21 protein-coding genes are annotated in these 17,008 nt (G+C 52.7%); 13 read left to right on the top strand and 8 right to left on the bottom strand.

Features of this window, described 5'->3' with window-relative positions; genetic code table 11:
- The first annotated feature begins 256 nt into the window (after nucleotides 1-256).
- Nucleotides 257-634, top strand: coding sequence for an inner membrane protein YbjM (locus P2W74_RS15280; protein ID WP_276292272.1), 378 nt, complete (start codon nucleotides 257-259; stop codon nucleotides 632-634).
- Between the two features lie 29 nt (nucleotides 635-663).
- Here P2W74_RS15280 and P2W74_RS15275 read toward each other — a convergent pair whose 3' ends face one another.
- Entirely contained in the window at nucleotides 664-927 is a 264-nt protein-coding gene (locus P2W74_RS15275) for a GrxA family glutaredoxin (RefSeq protein WP_276292271.1), read from the bottom strand.
- 173 nt (nucleotides 928-1,100) lie between these two features.
- Between P2W74_RS15275 and P2W74_RS15270 the strand changes: the two genes are divergently transcribed.
- From P2W74_RS15270 to rlmC, 10 genes are all read left to right on the top strand, one after another.
- On the top strand, nucleotides 1,101-1,391 hold the full coding sequence (locus tag P2W74_RS15270) for a YbjC family protein (RefSeq protein ID WP_276292270.1): 291 nt from the start codon (nucleotides 1,101-1,103) through the stop codon (nucleotides 1,389-1,391).
- Nucleotides 1,375-2,097: an oxygen-insensitive NADPH nitroreductase gene (gene nfsA / locus P2W74_RS15265; RefSeq protein WP_276292269.1), complete on the top strand. Its 723-nt coding sequence runs from the start codon at nucleotides 1,375-1,377 to the stop codon at nucleotides 2,095-2,097. The genes P2W74_RS15270 and nfsA overlap by 17 nt, the downstream gene beginning before the upstream one ends.
- A 59-nt stretch (nucleotides 2,098-2,156) precedes the next feature.
- Nucleotides 2,157-3,059, top strand: coding sequence for a 30S ribosomal protein S6--L-glutamate ligase (rimK, locus tag P2W74_RS15260; RefSeq protein ID WP_276292268.1), 903 nt, complete (start codon nucleotides 2,157-2,159; stop codon nucleotides 3,057-3,059).
- A 90-nt stretch (nucleotides 3,060-3,149) separates the two neighbouring features.
- Nucleotides 3,150-3,626, top strand: coding sequence for a type III secretion system chaperone family protein (locus P2W74_RS15255; protein ID WP_276292267.1), 477 nt, complete (start codon nucleotides 3,150-3,152; stop codon nucleotides 3,624-3,626).
- Between the two features lie 351 nt (nucleotides 3,627-3,977).
- A complete protein-coding gene (potF, locus tag P2W74_RS15250) occupies nucleotides 3,978-5,090 on the top strand; it encodes a spermidine/putrescine ABC transporter substrate-binding protein PotF (protein WP_276292266.1) in 1,113 nt (370 codons plus the stop codon).
- Between the two features lie 152 nt (nucleotides 5,091-5,242).
- Complete coding sequence (potG, locus tag P2W74_RS15245; protein WP_276292265.1) at nucleotides 5,243-6,376, top strand: putrescine ABC transporter ATP-binding subunit PotG; 1,134 nt, start codon at nucleotides 5,243-5,245, stop codon at nucleotides 6,374-6,376.
- A gap of 9 nt (nucleotides 6,377-6,385) precedes the next feature.
- On the top strand, nucleotides 6,386-7,339 hold the full coding sequence (potH, locus tag P2W74_RS15240; protein ID WP_276292264.1) for a putrescine ABC transporter permease PotH: 954 nt from the start codon (nucleotides 6,386-6,388) through the stop codon (nucleotides 7,337-7,339).
- Nucleotides 7,336-8,181: a putrescine ABC transporter permease PotI gene (gene potI / locus P2W74_RS15235; RefSeq protein WP_203358328.1), complete on the top strand. Its 846-nt coding sequence runs from the start codon at nucleotides 7,336-7,338 to the stop codon at nucleotides 8,179-8,181. Before potH ends, potI begins: the two co-directional genes overlap by 4 nt.
- Before the next feature lie 50 nt (nucleotides 8,182-8,231).
- Nucleotides 8,232-8,729 carry a YbjO family protein gene (locus P2W74_RS15230; protein ID WP_276295202.1) on the top strand — a complete coding sequence of 166 codons (498 nt, stop codon included), beginning with the start codon at nucleotides 8,232-8,234 and terminating at the stop codon, nucleotides 8,727-8,729.
- Nucleotides 8,730-8,768: 39 nt separating this feature from the next.
- Complete coding sequence (rlmC, locus tag P2W74_RS15225) at nucleotides 8,769-9,899, top strand: 23S rRNA (uracil(747)-C(5))-methyltransferase RlmC (RefSeq protein WP_276292263.1); 1,131 nt, start codon at nucleotides 8,769-8,771, stop codon at nucleotides 9,897-9,899.
- A gap of 156 nt (nucleotides 9,900-10,055) precedes the next feature.
- Here the strand turns inward: rlmC and artJ are convergent, their stop codons facing one another.
- From artJ to P2W74_RS15195, 6 genes are all read right to left on the bottom strand, one after another.
- Entirely contained in the window at nucleotides 10,056-10,787 is a 732-nt protein-coding gene (artJ, locus tag P2W74_RS15220) for an arginine ABC transporter substrate-binding protein ArtJ (protein ID WP_276292262.1), read from the bottom strand.
- A gap of 178 nt (nucleotides 10,788-10,965) precedes the next feature.
- The gene (artM, locus tag P2W74_RS15215; protein ID WP_276292261.1) at nucleotides 10,966-11,634 is read right to left on the bottom strand and encodes an arginine ABC transporter permease ArtM; all 669 of its coding nucleotides are present in this window, start codon (nucleotides 11,632-11,634) and stop codon (nucleotides 10,966-10,968) included.
- Nucleotides 11,634-12,350: an arginine ABC transporter permease ArtQ gene (artQ, locus tag P2W74_RS15210; RefSeq protein ID WP_276292260.1), complete on the bottom strand. Its 717-nt coding sequence runs from the start codon at nucleotides 12,348-12,350 to the stop codon at nucleotides 11,634-11,636. The genes artM and artQ overlap by 1 nt, the downstream gene beginning before the upstream one ends.
- A gap of 6 nt (nucleotides 12,351-12,356) precedes the next feature.
- Complete coding sequence (gene artI, locus P2W74_RS15205; protein ID WP_192611726.1) at nucleotides 12,357-13,088, bottom strand: arginine ABC transporter substrate-binding protein ArtI; 732 nt, start codon at nucleotides 13,086-13,088, stop codon at nucleotides 12,357-12,359.
- 17 nt (nucleotides 13,089-13,105) lie between these two features.
- Nucleotides 13,106-13,834 (bottom strand): arginine ABC transporter ATP-binding protein ArtP, encoded by a 729-nt coding sequence (artP, locus tag P2W74_RS15200; RefSeq protein ID WP_162379619.1) that lies wholly within the window; start codon nucleotides 13,832-13,834, stop codon nucleotides 13,106-13,108.
- 307 nt (nucleotides 13,835-14,141) lie between these two features.
- A complete protein-coding gene (locus P2W74_RS15195; protein WP_276292259.1) occupies nucleotides 14,142-14,660 on the bottom strand; it encodes a lipoprotein in 519 nt (172 codons plus the stop codon).
- Between the two features lie 127 nt (nucleotides 14,661-14,787).
- Here P2W74_RS15195 and P2W74_RS15190 point away from each other — a divergent pair, with 127 nt between their 5' ends.
- Together P2W74_RS15190 and P2W74_RS15185 are read left to right on the top strand one after the other, a co-directional pair.
- Nucleotides 14,788-15,111 (top strand): heavy metal-binding domain-containing protein, encoded by a 324-nt coding sequence (locus P2W74_RS15190; RefSeq protein ID WP_001160726.1) that lies wholly within the window; start codon nucleotides 14,788-14,790, stop codon nucleotides 15,109-15,111.
- On the top strand, nucleotides 15,108-15,938 hold the full coding sequence (locus P2W74_RS15185) for an N-acetylmuramoyl-L-alanine amidase (protein ID WP_276292258.1): 831 nt from the start codon (nucleotides 15,108-15,110) through the stop codon (nucleotides 15,936-15,938). Before P2W74_RS15190 ends, P2W74_RS15185 begins: the two co-directional genes overlap by 4 nt.
- On the opposite strand, the gene P2W74_RS15180 is transcribed toward P2W74_RS15185, so the two are convergent.
- Complete coding sequence (locus P2W74_RS15180) at nucleotides 15,935-16,948, bottom strand: NAD-dependent epimerase/dehydratase family protein (RefSeq protein ID WP_276292257.1); 1,014 nt, start codon at nucleotides 16,946-16,948, stop codon at nucleotides 15,935-15,937. The genes P2W74_RS15185 and P2W74_RS15180 overlap by 4 nt on opposite strands.
- Nucleotides 16,949-17,008: the final 60 nt, after the last annotated feature.

The raw sequence follows: 17,008 nt of genomic DNA, 5'->3' as shown, positions 1-17,008 counted from the left end.
GTTTACTAGTAAGCTGTTGAAAGAAATGACAATTTACGCTAATGTTTTTGCCATGAATTAAGGGGCGACGGCATCGTGCACAGCCTCCAAAATAAAAGCAACAAAGCAATTTATGCGGTTAGTTTAATCTCATTACGTATCAACGGCTATAAGAATCGTGTGGGCGTGTTTTGGCATGGAATGCCGGATGACTTTATCTGACTGGACGCCTTCGGGCGAAAAGAGTGTTCGATAGAGATAGTGTCAGGAGGAACGATTGAAACATAAACAAGGTTGGGCAGGCGCTGTCTGCTGCTTTGTACTCTTTATTGTGGTGTGTCTTTCATTAGTGATGAACGTGAAAGGGGCGTTTCGGGCTGCAGGTCATCCTGAGATTGGGTTACTGTTTTTTACGCTACCCGGTGCCGTGGCCAGTTTCTGGTCCCATCGCAGGGAAGTGATTAAACCCCTGTTTGGCGCGATGCTGGCGGCACCCTGTTGTCTGTTGCTGATGCGGCTGTTTTTTACACCCACGCGTTCTCTGTGGCAGGAGCTTGCCTGGTTGTTTAGCGCGGTGTTCTGGTGCGCGCTTGGTGCACTCTGCTTTTTATTTATCAGCAGTCTGTTTGACCCGCGGCGCAAGAAAAGCGAATAACGCCCTCATGACGAGGGCGTTACGTCGCATCAGGCAAACAGATCCACGTTCTCTTTTGCCCATGCTTCAAAATCGGTGCAGCCGCCGATGTGTTTTTGATCGACAAAAATCTGCGGTACGGTCTCAACCGGTTTACCAACAGTTTTTTCCAGATCCGCTTTCGAAATCCCTTCAGCGTGAATATCGATATAGCGATAGTTGAAATCGTCGTGCTCGTTGCTTAATTTCTCTGCCAGCTCTTTGGCACGTACGCAATAGGGGCATCCTGGACGACCGAAAATCACGGTAAACATTGTTTCTCTCCTCGAACTTACTGAGCCTGACGGCGAATCCCGTAATGATGCCGCTAAATGGCGTTGATGAAAAGCAGGTTGCACCTGTTGCTTTGATATCTTTAGGCTATATCTGTTAAGCAAGGTATATCCGAACGCTTTACAATGAGCATCCGTTCATCGGGAGACATCATATGCGGACGATTGGCGCGCTACCCAAAAGTGTGTTGATACTGGAGTTTTTCGGTATGGTGATACTGGCGCTGGCCTTGTTATCGCTCAATCACACTCTCACACTGCCTGCACCTTTTAACACCTCGCTGGCGGAGATCGTGATGATCTTTATTGGCGTCCTGCTCATGCTGCCTGCTGCAGTCGTGCTGATGTGGCGAATCGCGCAACGGCTCGCTCCGCAACTGATGATGCGTACCCCCGACTCATCTTCCCGTTCCGACAGAGATAAACCTCATGACTCCAACCATTGATTTACTGCGCGGCCACCGTTCTATTCGCCATTTTGCTGATGAAGCGATCTCCGATGCGCAGCGCGAGGCGATTATCGCCGCTGCTCAGGGAACGTCGAGCTCCAGCTTTCTGCAGTGCAGTTCCATCATCCGTATTACTGATAAAACAATGCGTGAAGCGCTGGTAAGCTTAACCGGTGGGCAAAAACACGTGGCTCAGGCCGCCGAGTTTTGGGTTTTTTGCGCGGATTTTAATCGTCATTTACAGATTTGCCCTGATGCCCAGTTAGGCCTCGCGGAGCAGCTGTTGCTGGGGGTGGTCGACACCGCGATGATGGCGCAAAATGCGCTGACCGCCGCGGAATCCCTGGGGCTGGGTGGAGTGTTCATTGGTGGTCTGCGTAATAATATCGAGGCGGTAACAGAAATGCTGAAATTGCCAAAACACGTGCTGCCGCTGTTTGGCTTGTGTCTCGGCTGGCCTGCCGATAATCCTGGGATTAAACCGCGTTTGCCTGCCGGGTTGATTGTTCACGAGAACCACTATCAGCCGATGGATGCTTCTTTGTTAGCGCGCTATGACGAGCAAATTGCGCACTATTATCAGACGCGAGACAGCAACGCGCGCCGCGATACCTGGAGCGATCATATTCGGCGCACCATCATTAAAGAAAACCGACCTTTCATTCTGGAATATTTACATAAACAAGGCTGGGCGACGCGCTAAAGGCAATAACCCAGTGTATGATACGCAGGCTTTTACCAGGTCTTTCAGAGAGGTGCAGGGTGAAAATTGCCATTTTGTCCCGGGACGGAACGCTCTATTCTTGTAAACGCCTGCGAGAGGCGGCGATGAAACGCGGTCATCTGGTTGATATTCTCGATCCCCTTTCCTGCTACATGAACGTGAGTCCGGCGGGGTCGTCCATTCATTACAAAGGCCGCCAGCTTCCTCAATATGATGCGGTCATCCCGCGCATTGGTTCTGCGATAACGTTTTATGGCACGGCGTCCCTGCGTCAGTTTGAGCTGCTCGGGAGCTACCCGCTCAATGAATCCGTTGCGATCACCCGCGCACGCGACAAGCTGCGTTCGTTACAGTTACTCGCCCGGCAAGGGATCGATTTACCCATCACCGGGATCGCCCATTCGCCGGACGACACCCACGACCTGATCGAGATGGTTGGCGGCGCGCCGCTGGTGGTAAAACTGGTCGAGGGAACGCAGGGGATTGGTGTTGTGCTGGCAGAAACGCGCCAGGCGGCGGAAAGCGTGGTTGACGCCTTTCGCGGACTTAACGCGCATATTCTGGTGCAGGAGTATATTGCGGAAGCCAAAGGTCGCGATATTCGCTGTCTGGTGGTGGGCGACGAGGTTGTGGCGGCAATTGAACGGCGGGCAAAAGAGGGGGATTTTCGCTCTAACCTGCATCGTGGCGGCGTCGCCAGCATCGCCAACATTACGGCACGTGAACGAGAGATTGCCATCAAGGCTGCGCAAACGCTGGGGCTGGATGTCGCGGGTGTCGATATTTTGCGTGCAGAGCGGGGTCCGTTAGTGATGGAAGTGAACGCATCACCAGGCCTGGAAGGGGTAGAGAAAACCACAGGGGTTGATATTGCCGGGCGAATGATCCAGTGGATTGAACGTCACGCGACAGCCGAATTTTGCCTTAAAACGGGTGGCTAATCTCAATATTGTACCTGATCGTGGTATGACGCGGTCTTTTTGCGTAAGCTGTGCCCGGTATTTTTTCATCGTAAGAGGTAGCACATTATTATGACATCACTGGTCGTTCCCACTCTGGATACGTTGCGTCAATGGCTCGACGACCTGGGCATGAGTTTTTTTGAATGTGATACTTGCCAGGCGCTGCATTTACCGCATATGCAGAACTTCGATGGCATCTACGACGCAAAAATTGATTTGGTGGATAACACGCTGTTGTTTTCTGCCATGGCGGAAGTCAGACCTTCAGCGCTGTTGCCGCTGGCGGCCGATTTATCCGCGATTAACGCCAGTTCGTTAACCGTGAAGGCGTTTCTCGACATGCAGGATGACAATCTGCCGAAGTTGGTGGTTTGCCAGTCGTTATCCGTGATGCCAGGGGTGACGTACGAACAGTTTGAGTGGTTTGTTCGTCAGAGCGAAGAACAGATCTCAATGGTTATCCTGGAAGCCGGGGCACATCAACTTTTGTTCAGCGCTGAAGAAGACGCGCAAAAAAACGGCGCTGAGAACCATTTTCTTCACTGATCCCTTTCAAAAAAAGCAGCCGCTGCCAAAGCGGCTACTGTTTTCATTGCGTTATGCTGCATTTAACCTTTTCTTAAAGAATTATTCACTTCCTTTCCGGCTGTTTCGCTTTACGTCATAGACAAATCCTGCATAAAAAATTGATAAAAGGCGTTTTTTAATCTGAGCTATAGTCTCAAACCCTGGCTAAAGTTATTCTTGCGAGGCTTTTATATCGCGAGCAATGACGGCAGGGGGAGAGTCGACTCTTCTTTACCTGTGTCGGATGAAAAAATATGCATGTTTTTTGCATATCTTAGAATGTGACAATATTGATTCGTTTGTTAACGGATTTTCATAAGGAAAGAGATTATGACCGCCTTAAATAAAAAATGGCTATCGGGTCTGGTTGCGGGCGCTTTGATGGCCGTCTCTGCCGGCACGCTCGCTGCTGAACAAAAAACCCTTCATATCTATAACTGGTCTGATTATATCGCCCCGGATACGGTGGCTAATTTTGAAAAAGAGACAGGCATTAAAGTTATCTATGACGTGTTTGACTCCAATGAAGTCCTCGAAGGTAAGCTGATGGCCGGGAGTACCGGTTTTGATCTGGTGGTGCCATCCGCGAGCTTTATGGAGCGTCAATTAACGGCGGGTGTGTTTCAACCTCTGGATAAAAGCAAACTTCCTGACTGGAAAAACCTCGATCCTGAATTATTGAAGCTGGTTGCCAAGCACGATCCGGGCAACAAATTTGCGATGCCGTATATGTGGGCGACGACCGGCATTGGCTACAACGTCGATAAAGTGAAAGCGGTGCTGGGGAAAGATGCGCCGGTGAATAGCTGGGATCTGATCTTTAAACCTGAAAACCTTGAGAAGCTGAAAAGCTGTGGTGTTTCGTTCCTGGATGCACCTGAAGAGGTGTTTTCTACGGTGCTGAACTATCTGGGCAAAGATCCGAACAGTACGAAAGCCGATGATTATACCGGCCCGGCAACCGAGCTGTTGCTGAAGCTGCGTCCCAATATTCGCTACTTCCATTCCTCGCAATACATCAACGATCTGGCCAATGGCGACATTTGCGTGGCGATTGGCTGGGCAGGGGATGTCTGGCAGGCCGCTAACCGTGCAAAAGAAGCTAAAAACGGTGTAAACATTTCCTATTCAATCCCGAAAGAGGGGGCGATGGCGTTCTTTGACGTCTTTGCGATGCCTGCTGACGCGAAGAATAAAGAGGAGGCTTATCAGTTCCTCAACTATCTGTTGCGCCCGGATGTGATTGCTCACATTTCCGATCATGTGTTCTACGCTAACGCTAACAGAGAAGCGACAACGTTGGTCAGCCCGGAAGTCCGTGACAACCCGGGTATTTATCCGCCAGCGGATGTACGCGCCAAAATGTTCACGCTGAAAGTTCAGGATCCGAAGATCGACCGTGTTCGTACACGTGCCTGGACCAAGGTGAAGAGCGGTAAATAAGCGTTTGAGGTTATTGCCCGGTAACGCGCACACTTACCCTTCCTGCAGGACATTGCGTTTTGTGGGTCGGGTAAATAACGCGCTACCTGGCAATGCGCACCGTCATGGTGCGTAATTTGCATTGTTTTTTGTTCTATGCCGGAGAGCACCCCGTGAATGAGCCAATCCCCCGCCCGCAGGCGAAAATCCGTAAAGCGCTAACGCCGCTTCTTGAAATCCGCAATTTGACCAAGTCATTTGACGGTCAGAGTGCCGTGGATGACGTCAATCTCACTATTTATAAAGGCGAAATATTTGCATTACTTGGCGCATCGGGCTGCGGGAAATCCACGCTGCTGCGTATGCTGGCGGGTTTTGAACAACCTACCACCGGCCAAATCATCCTGGATGGTGTTGATTTGGCGCATGTGCCGCCTTATCTGCGTCCGATCAATATGATGTTTCAGTCCTATGCGCTGTTTCCACATATGACGGTGGAGCAGAACATTGCGTTCGGCCTCAAGCAGGACAAGCTGCCAAAAGGTGAAATAGACGCGCGAGTGACTGAAATGCTGGGGCTGGTGCACATGCAGGAGTTTGCCAAACGTAAGCCGCACCAGCTTTCAGGTGGGCAACGTCAGCGCGTAGCACTGGCGCGCAGCCTGGCTAAGCGTCCGAAGTTACTGCTGCTGGACGAACCCATGGGCGCACTGGATAAAAAACTGCGTGACCGGATGCAGCTGGAAGTGGTCGATATCCTCGAACGCGTGGGCGCGACCTGCGTCATGGTGACGCATGACCAGGAAGAAGCGATGACCATGGCCGGGCGTATTGCGATCATGAATCGCGGGAAGTTTGTACAAATTGGCGAGCCGGAAGAGATCTATGAACATCCGACCACGCGGTATAGCGCGGAGTTTATCGGTTCTGTGAATGTCTTTGAGGGCTTGTTGAAAGACCGTCAGGAAGATGGCCTGGTGATCGACTCTCCGGGGTTGGTGCATCCTTTAAAGGTGGATGCCGATGCATCGATTGTCGATAACGTGCCGGTGTATGTCGCGCTTCGCCCTGAGAAGATCATGCTGTGTGAGGCACCTCCGGCAGATGGCTACAATTTTGCTGTGGGTGAAGTGGTGCATATTGCCTATCTCGGCGATCTCTCCATTTATCATGTGCGTGTGAAAAGCGGTCAGATGATCAGCGCCCAGTTACAGAATGAGCACCGTTATCGCAAAGGTTTACCCACCTGGGGCGATGAAGTGCGTCTGTGTTGGGATGCGGACAGCTGCGTGGTGTTGACGGTTTAAGGAGCGAAGATGAGTACACTTGAACCTGCGGCACGCGTGAACAAACACAGCAACTTCACGCTGTTTATGTCGCGTATGCAAATGAAGCATGGGCGCAAGATGGTCATTGCGCTGCCGTATATCTGGCTGATCCTGCTCTTTCTGCTGCCTTTTCTGATTGTCTTTAAAATCAGTCTGTCGGAGATGGCGCGGGCGATTCCGCCGTATACCAATCTGATGGAGTGGGCTGACGGACAGTTGTCTGTCACGCTCAATCTGGGGAATTTCCTGCAACTGACGGACGATCCGCTCTATTTTGACGCGTATCTGCAATCCCTGCAGGTGGCGGGGATTTCGACACTCTGCTGCTTACTGCTGGGATATCCGTTGGCGTGGGCGGTGGCGCACAGCAAATCCTCCACGCGTAACATCCTGCTGTTGCTGGTGATCTTACCGTCCTGGACCTCGTTTTTGATCCGTGTCTACGCGTGGATGGGGATTTTGAAAAACAACGGGGTGCTCAACAACTTTTTGCTGTGGCTTGGGGTCATTGATCAGCCGTTGACGATTCTGCACACCAATCTGGCGGTGTACATTGGGATTGTGTATGCCTATTTGCCGTTTATGGTGCTGCCGATTTATACCGCGCTAACCCGCATCGATTATTCGCTGGTGGAAGCCTCGCTGGATTTAGGGGCAAAACCGTTGAAAACCTTCTTCAGTGTCATCGTGCCGCTGACGAAGGGCGGCATTATTGCCGGGTCGATGCTGGTCTTTATCCCGGCGGTCGGGGAGTTCGTGATCCCGGAATTGCTCGGCGGTCCGGACAGCATCATGATTGGCCGCGTGCTCTGGCAGGAATTCTTCAACAACCGTGACTGGCCGGTCGCTTCTGCGGTGGCCATTATCATGCTGTTACTGCTGATCGTCCCGATCATGTGGTTCCACAAACATCAGCAAAAAAGTGCGGGGGAACACGGATGAACAACTTACCGGTAGTCCGTTCGCCCTGGCGAATCTTCATTCTGGTGCTTGGTTTTACCTTCCTTTATGCGCCGATGCTGATGTTGGTGATTTACTCCTTTAACAGCTCCAAACTGGTGACGGTCTGGGCGGGCTGGTCCACGCGCTGGTACGGCGAGCTTTTTCACGATGAAGCGATGATGAGCGCAGTCGCCCTGAGCCTGACCATTGCCGCCTGTGCGGCCACCATGGCGGTGATTCTCGGTACCATTGCCGCCGTGGTGATGGTTCGCTTTGGGCGTTTTCGCGGCTCCACCGGGTTTGCGTTTATGATAACGGCGCCGCTGGTGATGCCGGACGTCATTACCGGACTGTCGTTGCTGTTGCTGTTTGTGGCATTAGGACACGCTATCGGCTGGCCGGCGGACCGTGGCATGTTGACCATCTGGTTGGCGCACGTCACCTTCTGTACCGCGTATGTGGCGGTGGTGATTTCATCGAGGTTGCGCGAACTGGATCAATCGATTGAAGAGGCGGCGATGGATCTTGGCGCCACGCCGTTGAAGGTGTTCTTCGTGATCACCTTGCCGATGATTATGCCGGCGGTGATCTCTGGCTGGCTGTTGGCCTTCACGCTCTCGCTTGACGATCTGGTTATCGCCAGCTTTGTCTCTGGTCCTGGTGCGACGACCTTACCGATGCTGGTTTTCTCCAGCGTACGTATGGGCGTTAACCCGGAAATAAACGCCTTAGCGACCCTGATCCTTGGGGTGGTAGGAATTGTCGGATTTATCGCCTGGTATCTGATGGCACGTATGGAAAAACAACGGATCCGCGATATCCAGCGTGCAAGACGCGGCTGAAGAAACTAAAATCTGCCCACCTGGCTACACTCTGCCGCGCTTGTCGCGGCATTGCTTTCACGGAAGAGAACACGGTGGGATTTTTTAAAAAATCAGCCTCATCACATGCTCGTTTGAATGTCCCTGCTTTGGTGCAGGTGGCGGCGCTCGCCATTATTATGATCCGCGGCCTTGACTTGCTGATGATTTTTAACACGCTTGGCGTGCCGGGAATCGTTGAATTTATTCATCGCAGCGTGCAGACATGGAACCTGACCCTGGTCTTTTTGGGGAGTCTGGTACTGGTTTTTGTCGAAATTTACTGTGCGTTTTCGTTAGTCAAAGGGCGCAACTGGGCCCGTTGGGTCTATCTGCTGACCCAGGTCATTGCGACCGGTTATCTGTGGGCGGCCTCGTTGGGGTACGGCTATCCTGAACTGTTCAGCATTGCAGGCGAGTCAAAACGCGAGATCCTGCGTACCCTGGTGATGCAAAAACTGCCCGATATGCTGGTTTTGCTGCTGCTGTTTATTCCCCCCGCCAGCCGCCGGTTCTTCCGCCTGCAATAATGTGTATAATCACCGCCCTGATAATTTGAAGGTTTTCTTATGCACTGCGCACTCTATGACGCAGGTCGCTGCCGCTCTTGTCAGTGGATCACAGCACCGATAAGCGAGCAACTCGCCGCCAAAACAGCCGATCTGCACACTTTGTTGGCCGAACGCCCGGTCACACAGTGGTGCGCGCCTGTCTGCGGCCCTGAACAGGGATTTCGCAATAAGGCGAAAATGGTGGTCAGCGGCAGCGTAGAGAAACCGCTGCTGGGTATGCTTCATCGTGACGGCACGCCGGAAGATCTTTGCGATTGCCCGCTGTATCCCGCCTCTTTTGCCCCCATTTTTGCGGCGTTGAAACCGTTTATCGCGCGCGCCGGACTGACGCCCTACAATGTGGCGCGCAAGCGTGGCGAGCTGAAATACATCCTGCTGACACAAAGCCAGCAGGACGGCGGCATGATGTTGCGCTTTGTGTTGCGTTCAGAGGCTAAACTCGGGCAATTGCGGGCGGCGCTGCCGGGGTTACTGGCGCAGTTACCCCAACTGAAGGTCATTACCGCGAATATTCAGCCTGTGCATATGGCGATCATGGAAGGGGAGACGGAAAACTTCCTGACCGAGCAGCAGGCGCTGGCGGAACGTTTTAACGGCGTACCGCTGTGGATCCGCCCACAGAGCTTTTTCCAGACCAACCCCGTAGTGGCAAGCCAATTATATGCAACCGCGCGTGACTGGGTGCGACAGCTTCCGGTCAACCATATGTGGGATCTGTTCTGTGGCGTTGGCGGGTTTGGCCTGCATTGCGCGACGCCGGAGATGACGCTGACCGGAATTGAAATCGCTCCGGAGGCGATAGCCTGCGCAAAGCAATCCGCCCGCGAATTAGGGTTACAGAATCTGCATTTTCAGGCGCTGGACTCAACCCAATTTGCCACCGCTCAGGGAGGCGTACCTGAACTGGTGCTGGTCAATCCACCGCGTCGCGGTATTGGGAAGGCGCTGTGTGACTATTTAAGCCAGATGGCGCCGGAATACATTATCTATTCCAGCTGTAATGCACAGACAATGGCGAAAGATATCGGTGAATTACCCGGTTATCGCATTGAACGCGTCCAGCTTTTCGATATGTTCCCGCATACCGCCCATTATGAAGTGTTGACGCTGCTGGTCAGACAATCATAAAGCCGCTCATCGCGTAACACCGTTCACTTAAGCCAATGAATGAGGGGAAACACCGGGATTTGGTTCCCGGAGGGACGCCAAACCCGGTGGTCGCCCCGGATATCTCGGTCTTAAACTAACAGTGTTAGCTTATCGCTGCTTTATTCATTTCTGGTCTTACTGCGGGAACCATTGATCGCTGATTTTCTGATACGTGCCGTCGGCTTTGATGGCGGCCAGCGCACCGTTCAGTTTTTCCAGCAGGGCTTTATTATCCGGGCGGACCGCGATGCCAAGACCGGTGCCGAAGTATTGCGGATCGGTCACTTTTTCCGTGGCGGTACCCAGTTGAGGGTTGGTTTTCAGCCACTCATTCACCACTGCGGTATCGCCGAATACGCCATCAATACGGCCATTCTTCAGATCGATAATCGCATTTTGATAGCTGTCATAGGCCACGGTTTTTACCTCAGGGTGTTTGTCCTGCAGGTACTTCTGGTGGGTGGTGCCATTTTCCATACCAATACGCTTACCCTTCAGGTCGGCGAAGGTCTTGTAGGTCTCTTTTTTCGCAATTACCAGCGCAGAGTTGGCGTAGTAAGGCGTGGTAAATGAGACCTGCTTGCTGCGTTCCGGCGTAATATCCATACCCGAAATCACCGCGTCATATTTTTTGAATTTCAAGGCGGGGATCAGGCTGTCAAAAGCATGATTGGTAAAAGTACATTCAGCCTGCATTTGTTTGCATAATGCTGTCGCCAGATCGATATCAAAACCGACAATTTTGTTGTTCGCATCCATCGATTCAAAAGGAGGGTAAGTGGCGGAAACGCCAAAATTGATCTTCTCAGCCGCTGCGGCGCCAGTTGCAAACGTTGCGAGTAATGCAGCCAGAACTAACTTTTTCATTGTGAAACTCCCGTCTGTCAATCTTATGATTTTTACCGTGTCTGCGGTACGAATTCACAATGCCATTTAATGAATTTGTATGCAATAAAAATGATTAATTATTTTGTGATGAATAAAAAAAGACGGACAGTTGTGAGACTTGTCCGTCTTGTTGATTCACTGTTATGCAGTTTAAGGCTTAATTTCTGCGCTCAAACGCCAGGGCTTTACGCTCGACCAAACGCATCAGCAGCGTCAGCAGGCCGTTAACAATCAGGTAAATGACGCCTGCCGCGCCGAAGACCATCACATCATAGGTACGACCGTACAGCAACTGACCATGTCCCATCACTTCCATCAGCGTAATGGTGTACGCCAGCGAGGTACTTTTGAAAACCAGTACCACTTCGTTAGAGTAAGAGGAGAGGGCGCGTTTAAAGGCGTACGGCAACAGAATCGCCAGCGTGTCTTTTTTGCTCATCCCCAGTGCGCCGCAGGACTGCCATTGGCCCTCTGGAATGGCGCGGATAGCGCCATAGAACAGCTGCGTGGTATACGCTGCGCTGTTCAGAGATAACGCAATTAACGCGCACAGCCACGGCTCCGAGAGCAGATGCCACAGCACCGGATACTCCTGCAGTGACGGGAACTGTCCTGGTCCGTAGTAGATCAGGAAGATCTGCACCAGCAGCGGTGTTCCGGTAAAGAGCGTGATATAGATGCGAACCACCCAGACCAGCACTGGCGTTTTCAGCGTCAGGATGATGGTGAAAACCAGTGCCAGGATCAGGGCGACCACAATCGACGCCACGGTCAGCGTCAGGCTGGTATGCAGCCCTTTCATTAATTCAGGTAAATACTCAAGCATCAGCCTGGTCTCCGTTCAAAACGTGTCGCGCGCAGATCAATGCGTTTGAGAATGTACTGACTGACCAGGGTGATGACCAGATAGATAGCCGCCGCCACGATGTACCATGTGAAGGGTTCCTGGGTTCGGGTGGCAATACTTTTCGTTTGTAGCATCAGGTCGTTGACGCTGATAAGACTGACTAACGCGGTATCTTTCAGCAAGACCAGCCACTGGTTACCCAGTCCCGGCAGGGCATGACGCCACATCTGCGGCATCACCAGACGAAAGAAAATCGCCGCTTTTGACAGACCCAACGCCTGACCCGATTCCCATTGCCCGAGCGGAACGGCTTTCAACGCCCCACGCAGAGTCTGCGAGGCATAGGCCGCATAGAGCAGCGACAAGGCAATCACACCACACAGAAACGGACTAACGTCGAAGTTTTCGATCTGCATTTGCAGCGGAATCTGCACAATGCCGAGGTTAATGGTGAATCCGTCCGACAGCATTAACAGCAGCTGAGAGGAACCGAAATAGATAAACAGTACGACCAGAATTTCTGGCAGTCCGCGCAGAATCGTAACCAGAGCCGAACCTGCCCATGCAACCGGACGCCATTTTGCTGACTCCCAGACCGCAAAGAACATGGCAAGTGCCAGGCCAATGATCAGTGCACAAACGGCAAGGCCGACGGTCATCCCGGCGGCGCTTGCTAAAGGAAAAAATTCATTCATCAAGGATTACTTCTGGAACCATTTGTTATAGATGGTTTCGTACGTCCCATCTTTCTTCACTTTTTCCAGCGCAGTGTTGAATTTCTGCTGCAGTTCGCTGTTGCCCTGACGGACCGCAATGCCCAGACCTGTGCCGAAGTAATCTTTATCGGTGACTTTATCGCCCACCGGCGCCAGCTTCGGATTGTCCTTCAGCCATTCAGTCACCACGGCGGTGTCACCAAAGACGCCATCAATACGGCCGTTTTGCAGATCCAGTTTGGCATTCTGGTAGCTGTCGTACGGAACGGTAGTGATTTCCGGATGCTTATCCATGATGAATTTCTGGTGCGTGGTACCGTTTTGTACACCGACCTTTTTGCCTTTCAGCTGATCAACGCCGGTAAATTTGCCTTGCTGACCAATGAACAGCGCGGAGTTGTCGTAGTACGGGGTGGTGAACAGCACCTGTTTTTCACGCTCCGGCGTGATATCCATCCCCGCCATGACCGCATCGAAACGACGGAATTTGAGACTTGGGATCAGGCTGTCAAACGCCTGGTTAGTGAACGTACAGGTCGCATCAATCTCTTTACACAGCGCATTCGCCAGATCAACGTCAAAACCGACGATCTTGTTGTTAGCGTCCATGGATTCAAACGGAGGATACGACGCTTCAGTAGCGAAACGAATGGTCTGGGCTGCTGTAGCAGAAAGGCTAAAACTGGCAATTAGCGCGGCAATCAGAACTTTTTTCATTGTCATTGTCCCGAAACTTAGTGAGAGAGATAGTTTTTAAATGCATCGGTCTGCGGATCTGCAAAGCAGCTCGCATCCCCAAGCTCGACGATGTGACCGTTTTCCATATACACCACGCGGCTGGCGGTTTTACGCGCCACTTCCACTTCGTGAGTGACGATCACCTGAGTAATGTTAGTTTCAGCCAGTTCACGAATGATACTGACGATTTGGGCGGTGATTTCCGGGTCCAGCGCGGCTGTCGGTTCATCAAACAACAGGATCTGGGGTTCCATCATCAGCGCGCGCGCAATGGCCACACGCTGTTGTTGACCGCCGGAAAGGTGCAACGGGTAACGATCGCTGTACGGCTTCAAACGCAGACGTTCCAGCAGTTTTTCCGCGCGCGCCAGCGCCTGGTCTTTGCTCAGACCCAGTACGCGGCAGGGCGCTTCAATCAGATTTTGTTGTACCGTGAGATGGGGCCACAGATTGTATTGCTGAAAGACCATGCCCACGTTCTGGCGCAGCTCACGAATCGCCTTATCAGACGGGGTTTTCGTGAAGTCGAAATGGTTACCTGCGATAGTGAGCGTGCCGGAACGCGGCATCTCAAGCAGATTGAGTACGCGCAGTAGCGAGCTTTTACCCGCCCCGCTTGGGCCAAGTAACACCAGTGTTTCGCCCTGAGGGCAATCCAGCGTGATATCGAACAGCGCCTGATGCGCGCCGTAGAAGCAGTTAATGCCGTTTAATTGAATACTCATTGACACTCGTATACTGGCAGTCTGATAGCTATTGAAGCCGCAGATACTACCTTTGACAGAATAGTTATGCAATATTTATGCGTTAAAAGTTAAATGCAAACCGCATTCTTAACTAAACATAGCACAAAATAGCGGACTCGGTGGGCGGCAAGAATAATTGTCGGCATTCTATGCAGAATGCCAGACAATTTATGGGGGTTATGATTTAGGCATCTGAGGGGATAAGCAGAAGGCCCTCTGGACATCATGCTGCTTTGCTGCCGGACGGCGCTACAGTTTACAACGCCTTATCCGGCAAGCAGGGGGGTTAGCGGTTCTCGATCGACTGGCGTAACGTACCGGCTGGCGCATCAACGCTGCCGCCCACATAGCGTACATCGTCAATCACCCAGCACTGACCTTCATTAATCATCAACACTTCATCACGCCAGCTTTGCGTCCCCTGTTTTTGCTCTACACGCAGTGGAATATTACGTGCATCACTATTCGGAATGGTCGATGCGCTGGCAACGCTGGCGCTATCCGGCAGCGCGTCGCGGCTCGAGAACGGATCGCTGCCCATCAATTGATTGTGATTTTTATCACGGCTGGCATCGGTCAGTAATTTCGCCAGATTATCACTCAGATAAGGGCTAAGGGCGGTAATGTCATTGCTGCGGTGTTGGATGCGGTAATCATAGAACTGTTGAGCCACGCTGTCCGGGCCGCCTTCTACGCAGGAGCCGCTACGCGAACCATTGTCCTTGTATGCGGGGGTTACGGTCGTCGTACAGGCGCTGAGAAGCAGCGCGCAGGGAACAAGCAGGGAGAGTTTGCGGTAGCGCATAGTGATTTCCTTATTAAGCTTTCTGCATAAAAGCTGTCTACGATAATGAATAATATCTTTTCAATGATAGCGTATCGGTCCGATAATGCTTTTGAGATCGAGTGCTTAGGTAAACAAGGAGACCAACATGCAGTTTTCGACTACCCCAACGCTGGAAGGACAGAGCATCGTGGAATATTGCGGTGTGGTGACCGGTGAGGCGATTCTCGGTGCCAATATTTTCCGCGATTTCTTTGCCGGCATTCGCGATATCGTCGGTGGCCGTTCCGGTGCCTATGAGAAAGAGTTGCGTAAAGCGCGTGAAATCGCCTTCCAGGAACTGGGCGAACAGGCGAAAGCGCTGGGCGCAGACGCCGTGGTTGGCATCGACATCGATTACGAAACCGTCGGCAAAGACAGCAGTATGCTGATGGTGAGCGTCAGCGGTACGGCAGTGAAAACGCGCCGATGAAACGTGGGGTGTGGCTCGTCGCGCTCACGCTGCTATTAGCGGGATGTGCGGGTGAGAAAGGCATCGTCGATAAAGCCGGTTATCAACTGGATACCCGTCGCCAGGCGCAGGCGGCGTATCCCCGTATCAAAGTGCTGGTCATCCATTACACTGCGGATGATTTTGATTCTTCCCTGGCGACGCTGACGGATAAAAACGTCAGCTCGCACTACCTGATCCCTGCCGTCCCTCCGCTTTATGGCGGCAAACCGCGAATCTGGCAGCTTGTGCCAGAGCGCGATCTGGCCTGGCATGCGGGGATCAGTTACTGGCGAGGCGCCACGCGTATTAACGACACCTCGATCGGTATTGAACTTGAGAATCGTGGATGGCAACAGTCAGCGGGGACAAAGTATTTCGCTCCCTTTGAGCCCGCGCAGATCCAGGCGTTGATCCCGCTCGCGAAAGAGATCGTCACCCGCTATGACATCAAGCCGCAGAATGTGGTGGCGCATGCGGATATCGCCCCGCAACGCAAAGACGATCCGGGACCGCTCTTCCCGTGGCGTGAGCTGGCGGCACAGGGCATCGGCGCATGGCCAGACGCCGCGCGAGTGACGTTTTATCTGGCCGGGCGAGCGCCGCACGCCCCTGTGGATCCCGCCATTCTGCTGGATCTACTGGCGCGCTACGGCTATGAGGTGAAACCAACGATGACGCAGCGCGAACAGCAACGGGTGGTTATGGCGTTCCAGATGCACTTCCGCCCGGCGTTATGGAACGGCGTGGCGGATGCAGAAACGCAGGCGATTGCTGAAGCGCTACTGGAGAAGTACGGGCAAGATTAACGCGGCAGCTTACCGTGGTCGCGAAGCCAGGCGGCGGTGCGTTCAATCCCTTCGTCCAGGGTAATGACGGGCTGGTAACCCAGCTCTTCCTGCGCACGAGAGGTATCCAGCGTAAAGTCGAAGTTCAGCTTCGACACGCCGTAGTGCGTTAACCTGGGCTCTTTCGCTGATTTATTGCCGAAGCGTTCCATGCTGCGCGCGATCATATCCAGCATCGGGTAGGGCACGGAGCGAATGCGGCAATCGATATTTAACTCAGCAATCAGTTTCTGCACGATGCTGCGCAATGTGCGGTGTTCACCGTTGGTGATGTTATAGACACGACCCGACGGTAATGAATCACAGGCGTCCTGACTGGCCAGCCACATGGCATGGATGGCATTTTCGTAATAGGTCATGTCCACCAGCGCGCTGCCCCCGTGCGGCAACAGGATGCTGCCGTAATGGTACATCATGTGCGCCAGTCGCGGGATAAACACCTTATCGTGGGGACCGAACAGACTTTGCGGACGCAACACGGTAAACCGCGTTTGCGGGTTGGCTTGCGCTAACAGGCCGATCACCTCTTCGCCAGCGGCTTTACTGCGTGCGAATTCATTGGCGAATCGGTGAGGGCGGAAGTCCTCTTTGATGTCGCGATGGTGGTGGTAATCGAAATACAGTGAGGGGGAAGAGATATGAATAAAGTTGCGTACGCCCCAGGCAACGGCCCATTCACCCAAGCGACGGGTAGCGCGAACATTGGCCAGATCGAAGGCTTCCTGCGTTCCCCACGGTGAGGTAAAACTGGAGCAATGCCATAGCGTGTCGATACCTGCGAGCATCACCTTGGCCTGCGAGGAGACCAGCTCGGTCAAATCCGCATGCACGAATTCCGCTCCCATCTTCTCCAGCAGCTTACCCATCGCTTCATTGCGACCGGTGGCTCTGACGCTGATGCCTTTGTTGCGCAAAAACTCAACCGCGTTTCGACCTAAGCCGCTGGTGGCGCCGGTAACCAGTACCTTCATATCAATCCACTGTGTTTAATAAAACGTCGTGCGCATTCTTCCGTGAATTACGTCTGTATG

Source organism: Citrobacter enshiensis (assembly GCF_029338175.1).
Taxonomy (GTDB): domain Bacteria; phylum Pseudomonadota; class Gammaproteobacteria; order Enterobacterales; family Enterobacteriaceae; genus Citrobacter_D; species Citrobacter_D enshiensis.
This window is presented reverse-complemented; position numbering and strand designations above follow the sequence as displayed.

Excerpts from the sequence above, each read along its gene's own strand:
- P2W74_RS15275 (WP_276292271.1), bottom strand. The coding sequence starts at position 927 with ATGTTTACCGTGATTTTCGGTCGTCCAGGATGCCCCTATTGCGTACGT.
- P2W74_RS15270 (WP_276292270.1), top strand. The coding sequence starts at position 1,101 with ATGCGGACGATTGGCGCGCTACCCAAAAGTGTGTTGATACTGGAGTTT.
- nfsA (WP_276292269.1), top strand. The coding sequence starts at position 1,375 with ATGACTCCAACCATTGATTTACTGCGCGGCCACCGTTCTATTCGCCAT.
- P2W74_RS15255 (WP_276292267.1), top strand. The coding sequence starts at position 3,150 with ATGACATCACTGGTCGTTCCCACTCTGGATACGTTGCGTCAATGGCTC.
- potF (WP_276292266.1), top strand. The coding sequence starts at position 3,978 with ATGACCGCCTTAAATAAAAAATGGCTATCGGGTCTGGTTGCGGGCGCT.
- potH (WP_276292264.1), top strand. The coding sequence starts at position 6,386 with ATGAGTACACTTGAACCTGCGGCACGCGTGAACAAACACAGCAACTTC.
- potI (WP_203358328.1), top strand. The coding sequence starts at position 7,336 with ATGAACAACTTACCGGTAGTCCGTTCGCCCTGGCGAATCTTCATTCTG.
- rlmC (WP_276292263.1), top strand. The coding sequence starts at position 8,769 with ATGCACTGCGCACTCTATGACGCAGGTCGCTGCCGCTCTTGTCAGTGG.
- artJ (WP_276292262.1), bottom strand. The coding sequence starts at position 10,787 with ATGAAAAAGTTAGTTCTGGCTGCATTACTCGCAACGTTTGCAACTGGC.
- artM (WP_276292261.1), bottom strand. The coding sequence starts at position 11,634 with ATGCTTGAGTATTTACCTGAATTAATGAAAGGGCTGCATACCAGCCTG.
- artQ (WP_276292260.1), bottom strand. The coding sequence starts at position 12,350 with ATGAATGAATTTTTTCCTTTAGCAAGCGCCGCCGGGATGACCGTCGGC.
- artI (WP_192611726.1), bottom strand. The coding sequence starts at position 13,088 with ATGAAAAAAGTTCTGATTGCCGCGCTAATTGCCAGTTTTAGCCTTTCT.
- artP (WP_162379619.1), bottom strand. The coding sequence starts at position 13,834 with ATGAGTATTCAATTAAACGGCATTAACTGCTTCTACGGCGCGCATCAG.
- P2W74_RS15195 (WP_276292259.1), bottom strand. The coding sequence starts at position 14,660 with ATGCGCTACCGCAAACTCTCCCTGCTTGTTCCCTGCGCGCTGCTTCTC.
- P2W74_RS15190 (WP_001160726.1), top strand. The coding sequence starts at position 14,788 with ATGCAGTTTTCGACTACCCCAACGCTGGAAGGACAGAGCATCGTGGAA.
- P2W74_RS15185 (WP_276292258.1), top strand. The coding sequence starts at position 15,108 with ATGAAACGTGGGGTGTGGCTCGTCGCGCTCACGCTGCTATTAGCGGGA.
- P2W74_RS15180 (WP_276292257.1), bottom strand. The coding sequence starts at position 16,948 with ATGAAGGTACTGGTTACCGGCGCCACCAGCGGCTTAGGTCGAAACGCG.